The following is a 20,385-nucleotide window of genomic DNA, read 5'->3' on the forward strand; positions in this document are numbered from 1 at the left end:
CTCCCATGAAGACCGTCATCGCCTTCGCGAATTCTTCCGCAGAGCCCTCGACCTACCGGCCGGCGCCCGAGCGCATCCTGGCCGGAGACCCCGTTCAGACCGCGACGCTTCACTTCACCAGCGCCGACGGGCGCTTCTCCGCCGGCACCTGGGCCGCCGAGCGGGGCACGTGGCGGGTCGTCTTCACCGAGAGCGAGTTCTGCCACCTGCTCGAAGGGGTGATCGTCGTCACCGACGAGGCCGGAACGCAGACCACCTTCCGGGCCGGCGACGCCTTCGTCTCGCCGGCCGGCTTCACCGGCACCTGGGAGATCGTCGAGCCCGCCCGCAAGCTCTTCGCTTTCTACGAGTCACCCTCGAACCCTGGTGGCTCATGAATGTCCCATCCTCGCCCTCATCCTGAGGTGCCCGCGTCAGCGGGCCTCGAAGGAGGGCTCCAGGGATCGCGCGACGTCTGGAGCCCTCCTTCGAGGCCGCTTCGCGGCACCTCAGGATGAGGGCGAGCGGGGGACAGGACTTTCAAACCTCTTCTGGCCTGCCGGGACGGCCCGGCCGCGACAGGGCTCTCCGGCCGGGACGACCCGGCCCCATCGGAGACACGACCATGTCGGACGAAGCGAGCGTGATTGCGGAAAACCGCCGCCGCTACGAGGAGCTGAAGCAGGCCGGCCAGGGCCACGCCCCGCGCGCCCTGCCCGGCCCGAGCCCGCGCGGCGTGCTGCTCGACGAAGGCGCGATCCTCCACCGCGAGATCATCCCCGGCGGCTGGTACTGGACCACCGCCCTGAAGGCCGGGGAGGCGATCCGCATCGGCCTCGACCATGGCCCGTCGAGCGTCGCCCTCGTCGCCTGGTCGGCCGCCGATCCGAGCGAGCGGCTGAACTACGCCGACACCGTCAAGGTGCAGTGGACGGCCGCCCTCGCCAAGGGCCGGGTGCTGTTCTCCGATATGGGCCGGGTGATGCTCTCGCTGGTCGAGGATTCCTGCGGGGCGCACGACGCGCTCGTCGGCGGCTCCAATGCGGCCTCGAACGCGGAGCGCTACGCTGGTGGGCCGCATCGCAACACCCGCGACAACCTCGTTCTGGCCGCCCTCAAGAGCGGGCTGGAGCGGCGCGACATCCCTCCGTGCGTCTCGTTCTTCGCCCCCGTCGTCGTCGGGCCTGAGGGCCGCTTTGCCTGGAATGCCGCTGGCCGGACCACGGGCGATTTCGTGGACCTGCGCGCCGAGATGGACCTGATCGTCACCCTCTCGAACTGCCCCCATCCCCTCGATCCGGCACCCGATTACGCGCCGAACCCGGTGACGGTGACCCGTTTCCGCGCCCCGCCCCCGGCAATGGACGACCTCTGCCGCACCGCCACGATCGAGGCCGTGCGCGGCTTCGAGAACAACGCCGCCGCCGGCTTCTGAGGGGAGCGACACCGATGACCGACACCGTGACCACGCTCTTCGACGCCATCGTGCCCGCGCAGGCGCCGTTCTCCACCCTCGTGCGGGCCGGCCAGACCATCCGCATCGAGGACAGCCAGGGCTGCCAGGCCGTCGACACCCTGTTCTACCGCGCCGACGACATGGGCGAGCGCTACTCGTCCCAGGATACGGTGCGCGCGCAGGGCGCGGCCTACGTCACCACCGGCACGCGGGTGATGTCGAACGAGGGCCGGGTGATGCTCACCGTCACCGCCGATTCCTGCGGGCGCCACGACACCTCGGCCGGGGCCTGCTCCTGCGAGAGCAACACCGTCCGCTTCGGCCACGCCACCAAGTATCTCCACGCCTGCCGCGAGAATTTCGCGCTGGAAGTCGCAAAGTACGGCCTGTCGAAGCGCGACATCGTGCCGAACATCAACTTCTTCATGAACGTGCCGATCGAGCAGGATGGCGGGCTCGCCATTGTCGATGGCGTTTCGTCGCCCGGCGACTATGTCGAGCTGAGGGCCGAGATGGACGTGATCTGCGTGATCTCGAACTGCCCGCAGATCAACAACCCCTGCAACGGCTTCAACCCCACGCCGATCCGCGTGACCGTCCGCGGCGAGGCCTGAGCGCATGTTCGCCAAGGTTCTGGTCGCCAATCGCGGCGAGATCGCCGCCCGCGTCGTGCGCACATTGCGGCGCATGGGCATCGCCTCGGTCGCCGTCTACTCCGACGCCGACCGCTTCACGCCGGGCGTACTCGCCGCCGACGAGGCCGTGCGTCTCGGCCCCGCGCCGGCCGCGCAGAGCTATCTCGACGTCGAGGCCGTCATCGCCGCCTGTAAGGCGACCGGCGCAGAGGCCGTCCATCCCGGCTACGGCTTCCTGTCCGAGAATGTCGGCTTCGCCGAGCGGCTGGCGGCGGAGGGCATCCGCTTCATCGGCCCGCGCCCGGAGCACCTGCGCGCCTTCGGCCTCAAACACACCGCCCGCGAGCTGGCCAAAGCCAGCGGCGTCCCGCTCTTGCCCGGTACCGACCTCTTGCCCGATCGCGAGACGGCGCTGAGCGCGGCGGAGGCGATCGGCTATCCCGTCATGCTCAAGAGCACGGCGGGCGGCGGCGGCATCGGGATGCAGCTCTGCCATTCGGGCGAAGAGCTGGCCGAGCGCTTCGCCGCGGTCGAGCGCACCGCGCGGGCCAGCTTCGGCGACGCCCGCGTCTATCTCGAGCGCTTCGTGGCGCAGGCCCGCCATGTCGAGGTGCAGATCTTCGGCGACGGGCGCGGCCGCGTCGTGGCGCTCGGCGAACGCGACTGCTCGCTCCAACGCCGGAACCAGAAGGTGATCGAGGAGACGCCGGCCCCCGGCCTCTCCGACGCCGTGCGCGCCCGGCTCCACGCCGCGGCGGTGGCGTTGGGGGAGAGCGTCGCCTACGCCTCGGCCGGCACCGTCGAGTTCATCTACGATCCGGACCGCGAGGACTTCTCGTTCCTCGAAGTGAACACGCGGCTCCAAGTGGAGCATCCGGTGACGGAGGCGGTGTTCGGCATCGACCTCGTGGAATGGATGGTGCGCCAGGCCGCGGGCGAGGATCCGATCACGGCGGCCGGGCCACTCGTGCCGAGGGGCGCGGCGATCGAGGCCCGGCTCTACGCCGAGATCCCGCACGCCAATTTTTCGCCGAGCGCCGGCCTGCTGACCGAGGTGCGCTTCCCCGAGACCGCCCGCATCGACGGCTGGATCGCCACCGGCACCGAGGTCACCCCGTTCTACGACCCGATGCTGGCCAAGATCATCGTCACCGGGCCCGACCGTCCGGCGGCTTTGGCCGCACTCCGGGCAGCGCTGGCCGACACTGCCGTCTCCGGCATCGAGACCAACCTCGACTACCTGCGCACCATCGCCGCCTCCGACCTGCTGGCGAGCGGGCGCGTCGCGACCACGGCCCTGCGCGATCTCGCCTATGCTCCAAAAAGCATCGAGGTGCTGTTGCCGGGCGCCCAGTCGAGCCTTCAGGAGCTGCCCGGCCGGCTCGGCCTGTGGGAGGTCGGCGTGCCGCCGAGCGGGCCGATGGATGCCCGCTCCTTCGCCCAGGCCAACGCCCTCGTCGGCAACGGGCAGGACACCTGCGCCCTCGAACTCACCGTCTCGGGTCCGACGCTGCGCTTCCACACGGATGCCCGGGTGGCGCTCGCGGGCGCTGCGATGCGGCTCACCCTCGACGGGGAGGCGCGCCCGCACGGGCAGGCGTTTCCGGTGAGGGCGGGCCAGACGCTCGCCATCGGCGCGATCGAGGGGCCGGGCCAACGCGCCTACCTCGCCCTGCGCGGCGGCCTCGCGGCGCCCGTTGTGCTCGGCTCGCGCGCCACCTTCGCGCTGGGCGCCTTCGGCGGCCACGCCACCGGCGTCCTCAAGGCCGGCGACGTGCTTCATCTCGGCGACGTACCGGAGGTGAGCGTCGCCCCGCCCGAGCCCGCACCGCTGACGCAGGATTGGGAGATCGGCGTCGTCTACGGCCCGCACGGCGCGCCGGACTTCTTCCAGGAGGCCGACATCGCCGACCTGTTCTCGGCGTCCTACGAGGTGCATTTCAACTCGGCCCGCACGGGCGTGCGGCTGATCGGCCCGACGCCGCGCTGGGCGCGGACCGACGGCGGCGAGGCGGGCTTGCACCCCTCGAACCTGCACGACAACGCCTACGCCGTCGGCGCCATCGACTTCACCGGCGACATGCCGATCCTGCTCGGCCCCGACGGCCCGAGCCTCGGCGGCTTCGTCTGCCCCGCGGTGATCGCTCGCGACGAACTCTGGAAGATGGGCCAGCTCCGCCCCGGCGACACGGTCCGCTTCCGGCCCCTGGCCCGGCCGGAGGACGCGCTCGCCGCCCCGGCCCTGATCGGCGGCGCGAGCGTCGGAGCCGGCTCGCCCATTCTCGCCCGCGACGAGACCGGCCCGGTCCCCGTCGCCTATCGCCGCCAGGGCGACGACAACCTCCTCGTCGAGTACGGCCCGATGGCCCTCGACATCGGCTTGCGGCTGCGGGTCCACCTGCTCGCCGAGGCGGTGCGCGCCGCGCGGCTGCCCGGTCTGACCGACCTGACGCCGGGCATCCGTTCGCTGCAGATCCACTACGATGGCACGGCGCTGCCGCGCCACCGCCTGCTCGGCAGCTTGCGCGAGATCGAGGCTAGCTTGCCGCCGGCCGAGGCGGTGAGCGTCCCGAGCCGCACCGTCCACCTGCCGCTCTCGTGGAACGATCCGCAGGCGGAACTCGCCATGCGCAAGTACCAGGAGTTGGTGCGCCCGAACGCGCCCTGGTGCCCCTCGAACATCGAGTTCATCCGCCGCATCAACGGCCTGCCCGACGAGGCGGCGGTGCGCAGCATCATCTTCGATGCGAGCTACCTCGTGATGGGGCTCGGCGACGTTTATCTCGGCGCGCCGGTCGCCACCCCAGTCGATCCGCGCCACCGCCTCGTGACCACCAAGTACAACCCGGCCCGCACCTGGACGCCGGAGAACGCGGTCGGGATCGGCGGCGCCTATATGTGCATCTACGGCATGGAGGGGCCGGGCGGGTACCAGCTGTTCGGGCGCACGATCCAGGTCTGGAACACGTGGCGGACCACCCGCGAATTCGTGCCCGGCCATCCCTGGCTGCTGCGGCCCTTCGACCGCATCCGCTTCTTTCCGGTCAGCCACGCCGAACTCACCGAGGCCCGCGCCGCCTTCCCGCACGGCGCCTATCCGATCCGGATCGAGGACGGCACGTTCTCCTACGCCGAGCACCGAATCATGCTGGCGGGCAACGCCGCCGAGATCGAGCAGGCGGGGGCGCGCCAGAGGGCGGCCTTCGCCGCCGAGCGCGAGCGCTGGAAGGCGGAAGGCCTCGACAGCTTCGTCGCCGACGAGGCGGTGGCGGCGGAGGCCGCCGAGATCCCGCCGGGCTGCGAGGGCGTGCCGACCACCGTGCCCGGCAATGTCTGGAAGGTTCTCGTCGGCGCGGGCGAGACCGTGGCCGCCGGGCAGACGGTGGCAATCCTCGAGTCGATGAAGATGGAGGTGGCGGTCACCGCCCCCGTCGGCGGCCGGGTCCGCGAGATCCGGGCCCAGCCCGGCCGCACCCTGCGCGGCGGCGACCTCGTCGCCATCCTCGAGACCTGAGGGTGGGACGGATCTTGCAAGGCCCAAGCGGCCGGACGGCGGAGCCCGCCCGGCGCGCTCCTCGCACAGGCACGGAGACGGCCGATGATGCAGCAGATCCACCGCACCCTCACCGCGATCCTCGGTCTGGTCGTGCTCGGCCTCCAGGCCAAGGCCGCCGGGCGGCTGCCGCAGGGTGAGCGGGGCCGGGAGACGCCGCGATAGGCCTTCCGGCCGCCGGAGCCATTCCCCTTTGAATTTCGGGCCGCGTGCCGCCGGCCCGCCGCCCCTTCACCGACGTGAGAGATCGATGCCGGTTCCCGCCTTCCCGAGCCTCAGCGCGCTCCACGCCGCCTATGCCGACGGGCTCTCGCCCGAGGCGGTTCTGGCCGAGATCGACCGCCGCATCGCAGCCGCCGACGATCCCGGCATCTTCCTCGCGCGGGTGCCGGCGGCGGAGATGCAGGCCGCCGCCCGCGCGCTGGGCCCCTTCGACCCCGCGAGCAAACCGCTCTGGGGCGTGCCTTTCGCGGTGAAGGACAATGTCGACGTGGCGGGCCTGCCCACCACCGCCGCCTGCCCGGATTTCGCCTATACGCCGCAGGCGACCGCGCCGGCCGTCGAGCGCCTGCTCGCGGCCGGCGCGATCCTCGTCGGCAAGACCAATCTCGACCAGTTCGCCACGGGGCTGGTGGGTGTGCGCACGCCCTACCCGGTGCCGAAGAACGCCATCGATCCGGCGATCGTGCCGGGCGGCTCCTCGTCCGGCTCGGCGGTGGCGGTGGCGCGCGGCCTCGTCACCTTCGCGCTCGGCACCGACACGGCGGGCTCGGGCCGGGTGCCGGCCGGCCTCAACAACATCGTCGGGCTCAAGCCCTCCCTCGGCAGCGTCTCGGGCCGCGGCGTGGTCCCGGCCTGCCGCACGCTGGACACCCTCTCCGTCTTCGCCGGCACCGTGACGGAGGCCGATGCGGTCTTTCGGATCATGGCCGGATACGATCCGCAGGATCCGTATTCGCGCGCCCTGCCCGTTCCGCCCCGCCCCGGTGCCCTGCCCCCGGGCTTGCGCGTCGGCGTGCCGGATGCGGCGGGCCTGATCTTTGCCGGCGACGCGCTCTCGGCGGACGCCTTCGACGGGGCACGCGCCGACCTGCACACGGTGATCGGTGGCGCGGCGGTGACGGTCGATCTCGCGCCCTTCTTCGCGGTGGCGCAGCTTCTCTATGCCGGCCCCTGGGTGGCCGAGCGCTATCAGGCGATCCGCGGCTTCATCGAGGAGCGCCCGGAGGCCCTGCACCCGACGACGCGGGCGATCATCGGCGCGGCCACCGGTCACTCGGCGGCGGATGCCTTCGCCGGCCTCTACCGCCTCGCCGAACTGCGCCGGGCGACGGAAGCCGTCTGGCGCGGAATCGACGTGCTCGTGGTGCCGACTTATCCGCGTCCGCGCCGCGTCGTCGACCTCGCCGCCGACCCGGTCGGCCCCAACAGCGAACTCGGCACCTACACCAACTTCGTCAACCTGCTCGATCTCTGCGCCCTCGCGGTGCCGGGGCGCTTCCGGGCCGACGGCCTCCCGTCCGGCGTCACGCTGATCGCGCCGCGCGGGGCCGACGGTCTCATCGCCGAACTCGGCGCCCGCCTCCACGCGGCGGCTGGCGGCACCCTCGGAGCGAGCGGCGTGCCGATTCCGGCGGAGGCCGCATCGCCGGGGGATCGCGCGCAAGGGGGAGATCGCGCGCAAGGGGACGAGATCGAGATCGCGGTGGTCGGCGCGCACCTGTCCGGCCTGCCGCTCAACGGCGAGCTGACCGCCCGCGGCGCCCGCTTCCTGCGCGCCGTCCCCACGACGCCGGATTACCGCCTGCACGCGCTGCCCGGCGGACCACCGGCCCGGCCCGGCCTGATCCGCGTCGCGCCCGGTTCGGGCCATGCGATCGAGACCGAAATCTGGGCGCTGGCGCCGGACGCCTTCGGCTGCTTCGTGGCGGGGATTCCCTCGCCGCTCGCGATCGGCACGCTGTCGCTGGCCGACGGCACGGCGCCGAAGGGATTTTTGGCGGAAGCGGCCGGTCTGACGGGCGCGCGCGACATCAGCGATCACGGCGGCTGGCGTGCCTATCTCGCCTCGGGGACCGCGACGTAGGGCCGTGCCCGGCCCGATCGCATCGGGCTGGCGTCGCCCGGTCATTGTTGCGACCAGCCTCCCCTGAGAGAAACCTCTCGGGGGGATGAACCCTTTCCTTGTCGGAAGCAGAGGAGGTTCACGATGGCAGACGCGAAGACGGAGCGGGAGGCGGTCGGGACACAGCCGCCCGGTCGCCCGCTCGGTGAGCGCAGCAAGCCCGAAGCGGAGCCGGATCTCGGACCGACGGGCCCGGCCTCGGCCGAGGGCGAAAAACCCGGTCCTCAATCCGGCGGCTACGATCGGCAATCGCCCGATCGTTCGACGGACAATGCAAAGGGCGGCTACGGCGCCGGCTGAGCCGTCCCGTGGGGCAGGCGGAGCGTGCCGCCTGCCCCACAAAGCCGGTGTCCGAGGGCCACTGAGGCGATCTCATCCCCAGGGCGCAGCCTGTTCAAAAATGGGGTGTAAGTCTCTGAGAGGCCGTGGGTCGCATTGCCCTTTTCCACCGTCTGTCCCCATATGGGAACGAAAGGCGAACAACCGTCTTATCGGAGTTGGAACGAGGGGCTTGGCGCAGATGGCACGCTACCGCTTTCACGCGACGAACGGCTACGCATGCGTGTTCGACGCGCAGGGCAAGGACATCCGGGTCCCCGCGCGCCTCGTCCGGCGTGCCGACGAGGTGGCCCAGGCGGTGATGAGCAGCCTTGATGACCAAGAGGATTGGTCGCAGTGGCATGTCAGCGTGCATGACCTCAGCGGTCGACGCGTGCTGGTGAAGCCGTTCGTGTCGGGCTGATCGATCGTCCGGCGGAACGCGGTCGCGGCGCTGGCCGCGTTACCAGCACACCCGCGGCAAGCGCCGCTTCCACCGCTCGCCCAGGCGCAGCGTCTCGCTGCCTGCCCTGTCCGGGCGGCGGCGGCCGACGATGGGGGTTGCCTCCGTCACGGGCGGAGGCGGCTCTGGGACGGCCTGTTCGACGACCTCCTCGACGGCATTCGGGATCGGCACCTTCCGCGGCCTGCCCCGGCGACGGGGGGCGTCCTCCGGCGCGGTGCTGGGCAGCGCAACCCGGCGAACGCGAGGAAGCACCTCGGGCTCGATCCCCGGTTCCACTTCGGGCTCCTGAACCTCCGCGACGAGGAGGCTCGGCAGGATGCGGCGATGCTCGGACGGCGCCTCGTCAGCCGACATCGGAACGCTGGGCGCGGCGGCCTCGAGCGAGGGCCACAGGGCCGCGGCCTTGGCGTGTCCCGCCTGCTTTTGCGTCTCCCGCGGCAGCTTCGAGGGGATGGAGACGAAGCGAGCCTGGCCGTTCGACTTGGCTTCGACGGTGAACGGTCGCCGAACGCGGTTGCGCAACATACCGATCCTGATGCTGGGAGCTTGGGTCTCTGTTCGAAACACCTTGCGCCCGCACATGCCGTGCCACGAAGTGTTTGTCGAGGCCGGGGAACATCAAGCCTTCATGAGGAGGTGCCTCGGCGAGGGAGGGGATGGTCTCATCGTTCCGATCGGGCAGGCTTCGATCTCGCGGAAGGGGCGAGACAGTCCGAGCCCTTCATCAAAATCATATCCATCGATGATTTGATCTGGCCTGATGGCTCAAACTGAAGCGCTTGACTGTCGCGTGCGGCTTGCTGAGCGGGAGGGCCTATTGAGTGCCCTCCCCTTCATCACATGCGCCGGTTACATCCGGTGGCGCATCGACCGGTGATGGTGCCGATGCATCATCCGCTTGCGCATCATGTGCCGGTGCATCATCCGCCGCTCGTGGTGGGACATGCGGGCCTGCGTGACGCTACTGTCGGCTTGGATGCCAGCGGGTGCAATCGGCGCCGCCGATGCGGTGCCGGCCGTAAAGCCTCCGAGCAGGATTGCCAGCGCGAGCGTGGTCTTCTTCATCACCATCTCCTTGGGAGCTTAGGGCCGTCCCAGGCAGGGTGGATAGGTGATTATCCTAGGCCAGGGTTCCCACCCGAGGGAATTTTCCTCCAACGACAGGAGCCAAGGAGCGCCCCCGCCGGGATCACGCTCGCTGGCCCCAAGAGTCGTCTCCGACCCCATTGCATCAGGCCGGCGTCTCTCGGTCTGTGTTTTGACCCGCCTTCTTTCGCCGAACCGGCGTCCGCTTCGTCGAAAAGCGCTTTAACGCTTCTTGCCCAGCTCCGCCGCGATGTCCTTGGTCATGCGGCCGACCTTTCGGTGCGCGGCGGTGAGCTGGTCCTCGGTGACGCCCCAGCGCTTCATCCAGAACTCGACCGCTTTGCGCTCGCTGAGGTCGAGACGGTCCTTGTCGATGAAACCGCGCTTGTCCTTGAGGCCAGCCATGAATGATCCCGTGAGGTCGTCGGAGGGCGTCGGATTGGATGAGGTGGGCAACGCCACCCGGATCTCAAGGCGCGTGCGGAGTTATACCGAAAGGCAATCCCCTTCTGCTCGCCGCGCCCGCCAGGCATTGCCTCACGCAGCTCGGGAAGCGCCCAAGTGCGGAACGAGCAGGGGCCCGTTGAGCGGCGAACGCGGCGGGTTTCGATGCCTATTGGGAAGGGCACCTGTCGCACCGGTGCCTCCCAACCCTCTGACGGTCAACGCGTCTTGCCGGATCAGGCAATTAAACGCGGTCGGGCGGAAGGGGTGTCCGACGCAGGGTGCTGACCTTATGGGTGTTTTTCCAGTCTTTGGGGCTATGCCCAACCATTTGCCCAAGTGGGCTGCTCTCGCTTTTTTCGTGCAGTTGGATAATTTGGTGGATAGGAAAATGCCGGCTATGGCTGGGGTGCCAGAATTCTCACCCAGCATGACCTCAGCAGAGGGCATCGACTAAGTTATTGTAACTGCAAGCGCTTTATCTTCGTGCGCACGCGCAGTGGATACGATCCTGCGCTCATTGCCAAGGGCGTCCCTTCGCAATCCACAGGCGGTTGAAAGGCATCAGTTTCTTACTCACTCAGGTCGATCTGAAGCATGTCGAGGGTCGGCAATGCGCAATGAGCGGACATCAGCCCACCGCCCGGCAGCGGACATTCAGTTTCAGGTGAGCGACCGTCTGGTTCCAACCCTTCTCGGGGGTCGAGAAGGTCTGCTCACCAGCGATCTGATTCGTCTCGGACCAACGATTTGCGGCCCATCCGCTTCGAGGCTTTGGTAGCGGGTAAGCCGACGATCTATGAGGCTCCGGCTAAGGCCTCAGAGTGGCCAATTTCGTTGAAATATTCGGGATCGGCCCGAAGCAGCACCGCAGGCCACGCCCGCTGGAGAAGATCTTACTTCCGGATCGCTCATGATGCGCGGATATCGTGGCATTGCATCATCGTCGAGAGACGAGCATTCTCCGGCGACCTGGCCTGGGCGACACTTGGCACACTGCCTCAGAGTTTTTCAGCAAAATCAGCCATTTGCGGACATCCTATCCCAGCCCTCTGCACCTTGATCTGCCGCAGCGTTGACCTGACCGGTATTTTGGACCGAGCCGAGTGAGAGGCTACTGCATGGCCGCTGCCATGGGTAGCCGGAAGGCCCGATCGGGGAAGCTGACAGGCGCGGGCGGCCGGTAGCCCAGGGACGAGTGCGGCCGGACGCGGTTGTAGGTGTTCTGCCACAGGGCGATTACGGCCTGGGCTTCCTTGAGCGAGTAGAAGATCTCTTGGCGCAGGCACTCGTCGCGCAGCTTACCGTTGAAGCTCTCACAGTACCCTTTCTCCCACGGCGAGCCCGGCGCGATGTACTGGATCCGCGAGCCAGCTTTGGCGACCCACTTGCGCAACGCCTTCGAGATCATCTCAGGGCCATTGTCGCAGCGGATGTGCTCTGAGATGCCATGCAGGCACATGGCGTCGGCCAGCGCCTCGATCACGCCGAGACTGTTGATCCGCCGCGCCACCTTCAGCGCGAGGCAGGCTCGGCTGGGCTCGTCGATCAGCGTCAGGATGCGCAGGCTTCGCCCGTCATGGGTCTGTGCCTGCATGAAGTCGAAGCTCCAGACGTGGTTGCGGCGAAGCGGCCGTAGTCGCACGCACGAGCCGTCGTTCAGCCAGAGGCGGCTGCGGGGTCTATGTCGGTTGGGGACCTTCAGCCCCTCGCGACGCCAGATGCGCTGAACCCGATCCTTGCCCACCTGCCAGCCGGCTGCCTGCAGCAGCGCGGTGACGCGGCGGTAGCCATAGCGTCCGTACTCGGACGCCAGGGCAACGATGGCTCGGGTCAGCTCATCCTCGTCGGCCAGCACGGTCGGCACGTAGCGTTGCGTGCCGCGGTGCTGGCCGACGATCTGGCAAGCGTGACGTTCCGAGAGGCCGTACTTCTCCTGAATGGCGTCCACCGCCTGCCGGCGTCGCTCGGGGGCTACAAGTTTCCCGAGGCGACGTCCGCCAACACCTGCTTCTCCAGGGATAGGTCAGCCACGAGCCGGCGCAACCGAGCGTTCTCGCGCTCAAGATCTTTCATCTTCCTGGCTTGATCGACCTGCAGGCCGCCGTACTCCTTGCACCAGCGGTAATAGCTCTGCTCGGAGATCTCCGCCTCCTTGCACGCCAAAGCCAAACTCTTGCCCTGGGCGGTCTGCACCTCGATCTGGCGCAGCTTCAAAACGACCTGCTCCGCGCTCGTCTTCTGTCCTCGTCGCATGTCCAACTCCTTCGGTCCTAGCTGATCCTCTCAGTCAGCCCGGTCCAAAGCCAGCCGGTCAGGTCACTTGCCCGGAGGCTGCAGACCCTGCGCGGTCTCACGCCCTACGAGTCCATCTTCCAAACCTGGACGAAAGAGCCCGAACGCTTCAGGCTCGATCCGTTACACCATGTCCTGGGACCGTACATCCTAGCGCGCAAAATCACTATGGCAGGCCGCTCAGCTTCAAATGTCAGCAGGTCGAATCCTGTATGAGGTTCACCAAAACGGCCCTTGACGGTCAGTTGAGGGGCGTTTTCGAGATCGGCAGCCAGTTGCTCTGAAAGGCAAAGAACCGCTGACTGTACGCCACGCCCACGGTGCCGACCGTCGAACCATTTGGGCGCACCACCGTGATCGCCCCCGTACCCTGATTCACCACCTCAATTTCACGTCCGTCGTTCACATCCGTCGGGCTCGGCAATGTGATCGTGATGGCGGACGACTGCGTCCCAATCACCTTGGCTCCCGCATAGCGATCGAGTGTCGCGCTTGCCGTCACTGCGAGCGCTCGAAGCCGGACAGCGGACATCTTGCCCATGTGGTCCATGGCAAATGTGTCTTCTCCACCAACCCGCGCTTCCACCAACGGCATAGCGTAGGCGGTGCCGGCAGACTGGACGCTGAGCAATCCACCCAGATTGTCCTGGCCGAACGAAGCGGCACGCCACTTGGTCGTTTGTCCCCCCCAGCGGGCGGGAAATGCATAAGCCGCGGTCGGTTGCGCCGAGCCGTAGATCACGGCATCATTCCCGTAGGCCTCGACCACGCGCGAGTTGTTGACGCTGACGTTCAATTCGGTTCCAGCGCAGGCGATGTCGTTCTTCCCGGGATCCCCACAGAACAGAATGTCGTTGCTGAGCCAGAGTTTCGACGCCGGGTTGATGATCGCTCCAACACCGTTCGTCGGCGTGCCCGTGGCCGACGATCTATCGACCCGATACCAGCCGTTGACGGTGAGCGTCTTGCTTGACGCATTGATCGCCGTAACCACGCCGCTGAACTTCGGAGCATGGAGAGTGTCGATCACCATGCCGAGCTTGATATTGGCATCAATGGAGAGGTTCGGACTGGCGATGGTATTTGCGGTATAGGTCGCATCGGCAGCCAGAACAGGCACTGAGTTCGGCGCCCTCATCGCCCGTGTCATTCCGGCATGGTCGCGCGAGGCGTGAGTGCTCAGTAGACCCGGCTGGGCCAGCCAGTTCGGGATCCCGTAGACGAGACCGTTGGTTGAGAAGGTGTAGCCCGCCGCCGACGCGTTGCCGCCGTAGGTGAAGGGCGCCAAGAGTGTGCCGCCTTCATAGGCGGTAACAGGGCCGTTTAGATTGACCCCATCGGTCGTGACGACGATCGATTTGACCAGCTGCTCGGTGACAGGATCGACGCTTGCGAGGAAGGTGAGGCCAGCCCCCGCCTGAAGCACTCCACCGACCTTGCCGCCGCTCTTAATCCGGACTAGCTCAGCGATGTTCAGTACTGCCATGGAGGCGGTGCCGCTGAAGCTCGGACTCGTCAAGGGCGCACGATCGGCGATGAGCCGAGACAGCGTACCCGATGCCGCAGACGGAGTCGGGATGACGGTTGTGGTCGATAAGTCGCCCGTCGACCCAGTGCCGAGGATGCACAGTCGATCCACGACAGGAGCATTGAAGCTGGGCGAGCCGAAGCGCTTTGCATCCTGCGCTCCGACCTGGGTCGAGATGAGCAGGAGGCAGAGCACCGACGCAATCCGGGGGATGAACATAGCCAAAAGCCTCAAGGTACGAAGTATATGATGGTACTGTTGGAAAAGGCTCTCCAGACACGAGGTCATCTGGAGATGTCGGTAGCCTCCCGCGACGCTCCCTGAGAGCCTGTCCGATGAGGGCGTTGACGGGGTTGAGTGGCCGGGATGGCAGAGATTCCAGGAGGGTGCTGAGACCTGACCTGGACCTGCCGTGTGGACCCCGACCACCCGACGGCAGCATAGCCGTGCGGGCCTGCGCTATGAAACCGATCTGGCGGATGCTGAGTCAAGGAGCGCCCTCGAAGTGGTCGAGGCCAAGTTCCTCCTTGTACTACTGGTGGGCTGGTTCACACATCCAGCGTGCCTTGATCGTGCCGGCCAGGGCGCGGCGCGACGTTCGGCGCGGCAGGTTGGAGAGGTAGAATTTGCGTTCGCCCGTGGCGCGCCACTCGCGCACCAGCCAGACCTCTTCGCAAGTCAGATGGCGGTTGTTGGCCCAGACCGAGCCGTCGCCCACCCGCACGCGGGTCATGGCGGACTGGACCGAGAGCGCAGCCTTCGTGCCCAAGCGCCACGTCACGCGCCGCCACGGCAGCGTGGCTAGAACTGCCTCGGCCCCCCGCGGCTCCTAATTGGGTACGGCTTTGCCCGTCCGCCCGCCCGGCGGCACGAGCCGCACGTCGGGATCGTAGATCTTCTGGTTCCTGGCGATGCCCACCGCCCGGATCAGACTACGCGCGTCGCGGGCCCGACGGAACGCAGCGCTACAGCCGTAGCCGGCATCGGCTAAAACCACGCCGAAGCGCAGGCCCTCGGTCCGCAGTCGGTCGAGTTCGGTGAGAGTGATCGCGCCCTTGTTCTGCGGCACGGCCGCGGCCTCCGGCACACCAGCCAGCGCGGACCGCGCCGGGTCGTCCGTTCGCCCTGCGCCACGGTGAGCGAGACCCGCGACTGGCAGTTGGCCTGCTTGCCGACTTGACGAGCGCGCCTCAGTACTGGCGCGTTACCCCCACCGAGCGGACGCCCTTCTTCGGCAACGCCGTATCATCGATCACTAGGCCGGCGTCGGGTCCGCCCACCAGCCGGTCCGCAGGACGAGCCAACTCCGTACAGAGCGGGCCATCGTCCCAGGCCGGGCTGGCGATGAAATGCTGCAATTGATCGTGGCTCGCCAGCCCGACGCGGGCGGCCATCGGTTGCAGGTTCTTGCCATCCCCGGGGCCGAGCAGACCGCGAAGGTACAGTGGCGCCAGGTCCGGCGCGTCTTACGCCCCATCCCGGCCAGGAACGGGGCGAGCCCCGCGTCGAGATCACGACCGGGCGACACTTCGACTTCCTGGCCTCTATCGGCACCGCGACAGGATCAAGGCACACAACCTCCCCCAAATTGCCAAGGTTGCGCTAAAAAGCATAATTATGTATCGGTTGGTCTAAAAATTACTAACAATAGCTATTTGCTTCCCCCAAGAAATTTATCCATTATGGTGCCGAATTGCGCGGCTCTATTTGCTTTAAGATGATAGGATCGCACAAGCTGATTCCCATTTTTCCGAATCGTTGATAGAGTTTGTTTGTTATTTTTATCCATAATAAAGCTGATTACCTCGTCAAATGTCTCTTCTGTAATCGCAATGTAATTTGAGCGGTCAATGAATCCAGCATTCGTTAAGTGTCTTTTCAAGCCTGTTGGATCGGCGAGAAGAAGCAAGCCAGATCCCGGAATTTCAAACAATTTCGCAACCATGTAACTTTCATCGAATTTGATTGGCGTATTTTCTCGTGCCCAACCTAGCCCCTGTTCGTCCCTGCAGAGCTGGCTGAAGCTGTACGGAAAGTACGTACAAGCAAATCCAATAGAATGTTTCCTAACTTCGTCGAGTAATTTATCAGGGCTGGTCTTGAGGTAGTTATATATACCAATTCCTGACTCAGTGAATTTTCCATGCCATTTTTCTCGGAACGCGTATTGATTTGCTCTTCCTGATAGTTTTGACATGTCAATGTTAGGTGGATTACACAGCAGCTGTCCGAAATGTACAATTGATTCTGCGTCAGGCTCTACAGGGTCAGAAACCAAGAAATCCGCGCAATGCAACAAGAAAGGAATGATTTCAGTGCCTTGATCTCCGATCAAATCATTAATTATATCGAATCGCGACAAAACAAGATCGGAATGCCTAACGGCTTCCGACAGATTGGAAAGGCTTGTAAGATGTAAATCTTCGGTAATTAATAAAATTTTGACCCCACAATCCTTGAGGTGATGTCGAGCATTTTCATCAAGCATTGACTCAAATACGACAATTCCGCCTACAGCTGAACCATATTTATTTCTGGCATATTGGGTAAAATCCGCACTGTTTTCTATAATATCGCTGATAGGACAATGATACGTATCTTTGTACGAGTATATAATATCGGATAAATCTTTAAAACAAGGCGCGTCGCCAGATCTGAAGTTTGGGGGAACGGTACTCAATACGATGCAATTATCCAAATTCGCCCCCTCAATGCGCTCTACGTTGATGCTGGCCAACCTAGCCGTCCCCCCATCTACCATCACCTGATTTTTATCGAAAGGTGGTAATTACCCACCCCTGTGACGGCTAGGATCAAGCGCTGACGGTTTTGAGAATGGCACCGAAGGGACTGCAACCTGTGAGGGGGCGGATCGATGACGATGTGGATGGCGGCTTCGCCCTCGACGGCCCATATCGAACGGTAGCTGTTTGTTGTCTTCCGCTGAATCTCAGTTGGGCGCTGCAATCGCTTGGAGCCGTTGTTGATCGGTTCGATTGTACCGGGGTGGGCGAGGAAGGCGAGGAGCTGATTACGGGCCCGTCCAATATTGGCCTTCAAGGCGCGTCTCAGATCGCAGCCGCTCGGCGTGGCGAGGATGGCCCCAAGTTGTCGATCCAGGCTGCAATGCTTGGCTGCTAGGGTCTGTCGTCGCCTGAACAGATTGTCGGTGCTGGCGTTTTCTCGTTTTCCGGTTAGGAGACGTGATGCTGTCGGACGCGCAGTGGGGTGAGTTAAAGCCGTTGATCGAGGCCTGCCGCCCGAGGGCGAAGACGCCGCCCAAGGAGCTTCGATGCACGATCTCGGCGATCCTCTGGCAGCATCAGAATGGAGCCAAGTGGCGGGCCATCCCCGAGAAGTTGAGGCCCTGGTGGGAGGTGGCGCAGATCTTCATTCGCTGGGCACGCGCTGGGGTGTGGAAACGGTTGCTCGCCCGCGTGCAGGAGCGCGGCGTCGCGCTGGGCATGGCCTTCCTCGATGGCAGCAACATGCGGCCTCACCAGAAAGCGGCAGGTGCCGCAAAAAGGGGGGATCTGCGGCCGAGCGAGATGATCGTGAAGCACTTGGCCGCTCTCGCGAGGCTATGGCACCAAGGCCCGCGTGATCGCCGACGGACGAGGGCGCGCCATCGGCTTCCGCATCGTGCCTGGGCAGGCACACGAACTCCCTCACGCCATTCTGCTCCTCGACCGGTTGCCCGGCGTGCCTAGGTGGGTGGTGGGTGACCGTGGCTATTCCAGCCACCGCTTCCGCGACCACATCTGGACGACCGGCGCACGGCCTGCGATCCTGACCAAGCGCAACGAGACACCGGTCGCCTGTCCAGACTAGATCTACAACAACCGCAACATCGTCGAGCGGCTCTGAGCGCGCCTCAAGGAGTGGCGCGCCGTCGCTACCCGCTACGAGAAGGCCGCTGTCAGCTTCGCCAGCGTCCTCTCCCCCGCTGCCACCATCGACTGGATCAAGCGATGACAGGACCTAGTAATTAGTTGTCTACTTCGGCTGCGGAAACATCGCCCCTCAACAAGCCGTAACCACATAGGTTCTAAGCACGCGTCCGCCGATGCATCGACTGCCTATTGTGGCGCGCTATCTTCGTGCACGACGGTCGTTCCTTCGATAGCTCGGCCATTATCTGCTCGACGCTGGGCTCCAAGTTCCTCGGGTGCTTGCCGCAAATCTGCCCACATGGCGGAGGCACCAAAGGGTAAGCCTGCGATAAGCAAGTAGAAAATGGCGCGCCCCGTCTGACCCCGTCGCGCAGATAAAAAAGTTGCATTTAGAAACCACAGACACATAGCTACGCAGATAGATGATAGCACCGCTTGGAATGACGGCATCCTGTTAACCTTGCGCTCGAACGATATATCGTTCCATCAGTAGGCCTATTGTTAAGCTTCCGAATATCCAGCCCAGTACATACAAATAGTCAACCTGAATAGGCAGTGTTGGGTCGTACCCCAATCGGATCCACTCAATAATTTGCGCGATTGGATTGTACTTCATGATTGCGTAGATTTCGTCTGGCATATAACATGCCAGGAAATAAACTCCACTTGTCATATATACAATGAAGGATATCAATATGTAAGCGATTACATATCCCGGAAATACAGAGCAGATACCAACATTGATACTACCTACCCCAATCCCAAGGGCGATGGCTGCAAGATATCCTGTAATGGCGGTAAACAGGTCGGCCGGAATGGGATCGCAATCAAAGGAAATTAACCCTACAAATACGAGCATCACGCCTAAAAAACTGCCAACAATCTCGACAAGGGCGCGAGCAGCGACTGTATCAAATTTTTTTACTTGCGGAAAATAGGTCAGAGGTTTATGAATTAGATAGCCCTTCATGACTTCACGAGAGATGTATTGGAAGGCAAGGGCCGGGACTGCGCCAGTAGCGACGAACACCATTGAGCTGTCGCCCATCGGCGATTTGAGGCCGCGGAAAGTCATTGCGCCAACAATGATGGCAATGTGAGTGCACGGCCAAAGAACTTGTACTAAGTAGCCCCAGTAGTTTCCACCAAAGCGGCTTCGCATGTCTCGCAGCATCAAGGCGCTGATGACGCGGAGATAAACATCGCTGCGATGCAATGACTGTGGATTGCCTTGGGGCAGTTCAACGTCGGCGGCCATGGTGTCCGTCTTCGGGGGCGCTTATGGTTTTAGCCATTGCGCAAGATAGCGACGAAAATGAGGGTGCCGATGTTCCGAGGCAGTTGAACGGCGGCGAACGTTTCAGGCTGTTGGAACTGCAGCCACCATTGACGTCCCTCCGTCGCTTTGGCTAGGCCTGAATTGCAAGTTTTCCAGTTTTGTGAGCCCTGATGGGGAAGCTGAGACGTGGCGAAAAGCAGGCCGTTTTCGCGTTGAAGCAGGCAGAGACCGGGGCGCCGATCCTGGAAGTGTTGCGCCAGCTGAAGCTTCTTGAGGAGGAGAACCGCAAGCTGGAGCAGCTCGCAGCTGATCTGAACCTCGACAAGCACATCCTGCAGGACATGCTCGCAAAAAACTGTGGCATCTACTTAGTGACGTGCCCTCGTTCATTAGGTTCAGGAAGCGCACGGGGTGAGCGAGCGGCGCGGCGGCGGCCAGTCAGGCATTCGCTACCGCTCGACTAAGAGCACCTAACAGAACCGCCTGATCTGGTTGATGGTGATGAAGCTTGCCGCGAGGCTGGTGAAGGCCTTCTAGGGCTTGTTGTCACTTGATCCAATCGCAGGCTGCGGCGAGGCAGAGGACGCCTGTGAAGCTGGCGGCGGTCTTCTCGTAGCGGGTGGCCACCGCCCGCCATTCCTTCAGGCGCGCCCAGAGGCGCTCGACGCGGTTGCGGTTGGTGTAGATCCAGTCCGGGCAGCGGGTGGGTGCTTCGTTGCGCTTGGTGGGGACGGCCGGCTTGGCGCCCACGTCGCGGATGTGCTGACGGAAGCCGTGACTGGAGTAGCCGCGGTCGGCCACGACCCACAGCGGCACGCCAGGCAACTGGTCGAGCAACGGCACGGCGTGGGGCAGTTCGTGCGCCTGTCCCGGCGCGAGGCGGAAGGCGACGGCGCGGCCCGCGCCGTCGGCGATCACGCAAGCCTTGGTGCCATACCCGCCACGAGACCGGCCAAGCGCTTCACGACCGTCTCGCTCGGTCGCAGATCCCCCCTTTTGGCCGCACCTGCCGCCTTCTGGTGCGCCCGCATGTTGGTGCCGTCGAGGAACACCATGCCGAGTTGCACGCCGCGCTCCTGCACCAGGGCGAGCAGGCGCTCCCACACCCCGGCGCGCGCCCAGCGGATGAAGATCTGCGCCGCCCGCCACCACGGCCCGAACTCGTCTGGAATGGCGCGCCACTTGGCCCCGTTCTGGTGCCGCCACAGGATGGCCGAGAGCGTGCGTTGCAGGTCCTGCGGCGGGGTCTTCGCCTTCGGCCGGCAGGCATGCACCAGCGGCTCTAGAGCCGCCCACTGCGCGTCGTTCAGCATCAGCCCGCTCCATCC

Annotated in this window: 15 protein-coding genes and 5 pseudogenes; 10 read left to right on the top strand and 10 right to left on the bottom strand. The window is 65.0% G+C overall.

Annotated features, from left to right (window positions below):
* Positions 1 to 5 precede the first annotated feature (5 nt).
* The 7 genes from M2437_RS14590 (at position 6) to M2437_RS14620 (ending at position 8,490) form a co-directional block, all read left to right on the top strand.
* On the top strand, positions 6 to 377 hold the full coding sequence (locus tag M2437_RS14590) for a cupin domain-containing protein (RefSeq protein WP_015823920.1): 372 nt from the start codon (positions 6 to 8) through the stop codon (positions 375 to 377).
* 227 nt (positions 378 to 604) lie between these two features.
* Positions 605 to 1,414, top strand: a complete 810-nt coding sequence (locus M2437_RS14595; RefSeq protein WP_253387860.1) for an urea amidolyase associated protein UAAP1 — start codon at positions 605 to 607, stop codon at positions 1,412 to 1,414.
* A gap of 14 nt (positions 1,415 to 1,428) precedes the next feature.
* Positions 1,429 to 2,049, top strand: a complete 621-nt coding sequence (locus M2437_RS14600) for an urea amidolyase associated protein UAAP2 (protein ID WP_209688389.1) — start codon at positions 1,429 to 1,431, stop codon at positions 2,047 to 2,049.
* Between the two features lie 4 nt (positions 2,050 to 2,053).
* Entirely contained in the window at positions 2,054 to 5,584 is a 3,531-nt protein-coding gene (uca, locus tag M2437_RS14605; RefSeq protein WP_253387861.1) for an urea carboxylase, read from the top strand.
* Between the two features lie 289 nt (positions 5,585 to 5,873).
* Entirely contained in the window at positions 5,874 to 7,709 is a 1,836-nt protein-coding gene (gene atzF / locus M2437_RS14610) for an allophanate hydrolase (RefSeq protein ID WP_253387862.1), read from the top strand.
* Positions 7,710 to 7,832: 123 nt separating this feature from the next.
* A complete protein-coding gene (locus M2437_RS14615; RefSeq protein WP_003604125.1) occupies positions 7,833 to 8,048 on the top strand; it encodes a hypothetical protein in 216 nt (71 codons plus the stop codon).
* A 220-nt stretch (positions 8,049 to 8,268) separates the two neighbouring features.
* Positions 8,269 to 8,490, top strand: coding sequence for a DUF6894 family protein (locus M2437_RS14620; RefSeq protein ID WP_003604123.1), 222 nt, complete (start codon positions 8,269 to 8,271; stop codon positions 8,488 to 8,490).
* 39 nt (positions 8,491 to 8,529) lie between these two features.
* Here M2437_RS14620 and M2437_RS14625 read toward each other — a convergent pair whose 3' ends face one another.
* The 4 genes from M2437_RS14625 to M2437_RS14640 form a co-directional block, all read right to left on the bottom strand.
* Positions 8,530 to 9,057, bottom strand: a complete 528-nt coding sequence (locus tag M2437_RS14625; protein WP_253389626.1) for a DNA-binding protein — start codon at positions 9,055 to 9,057, stop codon at positions 8,530 to 8,532.
* A gap of 324 nt (positions 9,058 to 9,381) precedes the next feature.
* Positions 9,382 to 9,597 (bottom strand): hypothetical protein, encoded by a 216-nt coding sequence (locus M2437_RS14630; protein WP_003604120.1) that lies wholly within the window; start codon positions 9,595 to 9,597, stop codon positions 9,382 to 9,384.
* Positions 9,598 to 9,840: 243 nt separating this feature from the next.
* A complete protein-coding gene (locus M2437_RS14635) occupies positions 9,841 to 10,023 on the bottom strand; it encodes a DUF3606 domain-containing protein (RefSeq protein WP_253387863.1) in 183 nt (60 codons plus the stop codon).
* A gap of 1,153 nt (positions 10,024 to 11,176) precedes the next feature.
* Positions 11,177 to 12,318, bottom strand: a protein-coding gene (locus M2437_RS14640) for an IS3 family transposase (RefSeq protein ID WP_253387864.1) whose coding sequence is annotated in 2 segments (ribosomal slippage) — positions 11,177 to 12,051 and positions 12,051 to 12,318 — 1,143 coding nt in all. Because the reading frame shifts where the segments join, the coding sequence is not laid out codon by codon here.
* A gap of 63 nt (positions 12,319 to 12,381) precedes the next feature.
* Between M2437_RS14640 and M2437_RS14645 the strand changes: the two are divergent.
* Positions 12,382 to 12,573, top strand: a pseudogene (locus tag M2437_RS14645) (hypothetical protein); the annotation flags it as partial.
* A 25-nt stretch (positions 12,574 to 12,598) separates the two neighbouring features.
* On the opposite strand, the gene M2437_RS14650 reads toward M2437_RS14645, so the two are convergent.
* The 4 genes and pseudogenes from M2437_RS14650 to M2437_RS14665 all read right to left on the bottom strand — a co-directional run.
* A complete protein-coding gene (locus tag M2437_RS14650; RefSeq protein ID WP_499006845.1) occupies positions 12,599 to 14,119 on the bottom strand; it encodes a hypothetical protein in 1,521 nt (506 codons plus the stop codon).
* A gap of 301 nt (positions 14,120 to 14,420) precedes the next feature.
* Positions 14,421 to 15,362, bottom strand: a pseudogene (locus tag M2437_RS14655) (IS701 family transposase); the annotation flags it as partial.
* Positions 15,363 to 15,536: 174 nt separating this feature from the next.
* Positions 15,537 to 16,622, bottom strand: a complete 1,086-nt coding sequence (locus M2437_RS14660) for a glycosyltransferase (protein ID WP_253387866.1) — start codon at positions 16,620 to 16,622, stop codon at positions 15,537 to 15,539.
* A gap of 134 nt (positions 16,623 to 16,756) precedes the next feature.
* Positions 16,757 to 17,029: pseudogene (locus M2437_RS14665) on the bottom strand (IS66 family transposase); the annotation flags it as partial.
* A gap of 62 nt (positions 17,030 to 17,091) precedes the next feature.
* On the opposite strand from M2437_RS14665, the pseudogene M2437_RS14670 reads away from it, so the two are divergent.
* Positions 17,092 to 17,860: pseudogene (locus tag M2437_RS14670) on the top strand (IS5 family transposase).
* Between the two features lie 372 nt (positions 17,861 to 18,232).
* On the opposite strand, the gene M2437_RS14675 reads toward M2437_RS14670, so the two are convergent.
* Complete coding sequence (locus tag M2437_RS14675; RefSeq protein ID WP_253387867.1) at positions 18,233 to 19,036, bottom strand: ABC transporter permease; 804 nt, start codon at positions 19,034 to 19,036, stop codon at positions 18,233 to 18,235.
* A gap of 191 nt (positions 19,037 to 19,227) precedes the next feature.
* Here M2437_RS14675 and M2437_RS14680 point away from each other — a divergent pair.
* Positions 19,228 to 19,522 (top strand): annotated as a pseudogene (locus M2437_RS14680) (IS3 family transposase); the annotation flags it as partial.
* A gap of 81 nt (positions 19,523 to 19,603) precedes the next feature.
* Here M2437_RS14680 and M2437_RS14685 read toward each other — a convergent pair.
* Positions 19,604 to 20,370 (bottom strand): IS5 family transposase gene (locus M2437_RS14685; protein ID WP_153876776.1). Its coding sequence is split into 2 segments (ribosomal slippage): positions 19,604 to 20,055 and positions 20,055 to 20,370, totalling 768 coding nucleotides; the frame shifts between segments, so codons are not numbered across the junction.
* Positions 20,371 to 20,385: the final 15 nt, after the last annotated feature.

The sequence above is a fragment of the Methylorubrum pseudosasae genome (assembly GCF_029504475.1).
In the GTDB taxonomy this organism is placed as follows: Bacteria; Pseudomonadota; Alphaproteobacteria; order Rhizobiales; family Beijerinckiaceae; genus Methylobacterium; species Methylobacterium extorquens.

What these genes read in the sequence shown, in the direction of transcription:
- atzF (WP_253387862.1), top strand. Translation starts at nt 5,874, where the DNA reads ATGCCGGTTCCCGCCTTCCCGAGCCTCAGCGCGCTCCACGCCGCCTAT.
- M2437_RS14635 (WP_253387863.1), bottom strand. Translation starts at nt 10,023, where the DNA reads ATGGCTGGCCTCAAGGACAAGCGCGGTTTCATCGACAAGGACCGTCTC.
- uca (WP_253387861.1), top strand. Translation starts at nt 2,054, where the DNA reads ATGTTCGCCAAGGTTCTGGTCGCCAATCGCGGCGAGATCGCCGCCCGC.
- M2437_RS14600 (WP_209688389.1), top strand. Translation starts at nt 1,429, where the DNA reads ATGACCGACACCGTGACCACGCTCTTCGACGCCATCGTGCCCGCGCAG.
- M2437_RS14615 (WP_003604125.1), top strand. Translation starts at nt 7,833, where the DNA reads ATGGCAGACGCGAAGACGGAGCGGGAGGCGGTCGGGACACAGCCGCCC.
- M2437_RS14625 (WP_253389626.1), bottom strand. Translation starts at nt 9,057, where the DNA reads ATGTTGCGCAACCGCGTTCGGCGACCGTTCACCGTCGAAGCCAAGTCG.
- M2437_RS14620 (WP_003604123.1), top strand. Translation starts at nt 8,269, where the DNA reads ATGGCACGCTACCGCTTTCACGCGACGAACGGCTACGCATGCGTGTTC.
- M2437_RS14590 (WP_015823920.1), top strand. Translation starts at nt 6, where the DNA reads ATGAAGACCGTCATCGCCTTCGCGAATTCTTCCGCAGAGCCCTCGACC.
- M2437_RS14595 (WP_253387860.1), top strand. Translation starts at nt 605, where the DNA reads ATGTCGGACGAAGCGAGCGTGATTGCGGAAAACCGCCGCCGCTACGAG.
- M2437_RS14675 (WP_253387867.1), bottom strand. Translation starts at nt 19,036, where the DNA reads ATGGCCGCCGACGTTGAACTGCCCCAAGGCAATCCACAGTCATTGCAT.
- M2437_RS14630 (WP_003604120.1), bottom strand. Translation starts at nt 9,597, where the DNA reads ATGAAGAAGACCACGCTCGCGCTGGCAATCCTGCTCGGAGGCTTTACG.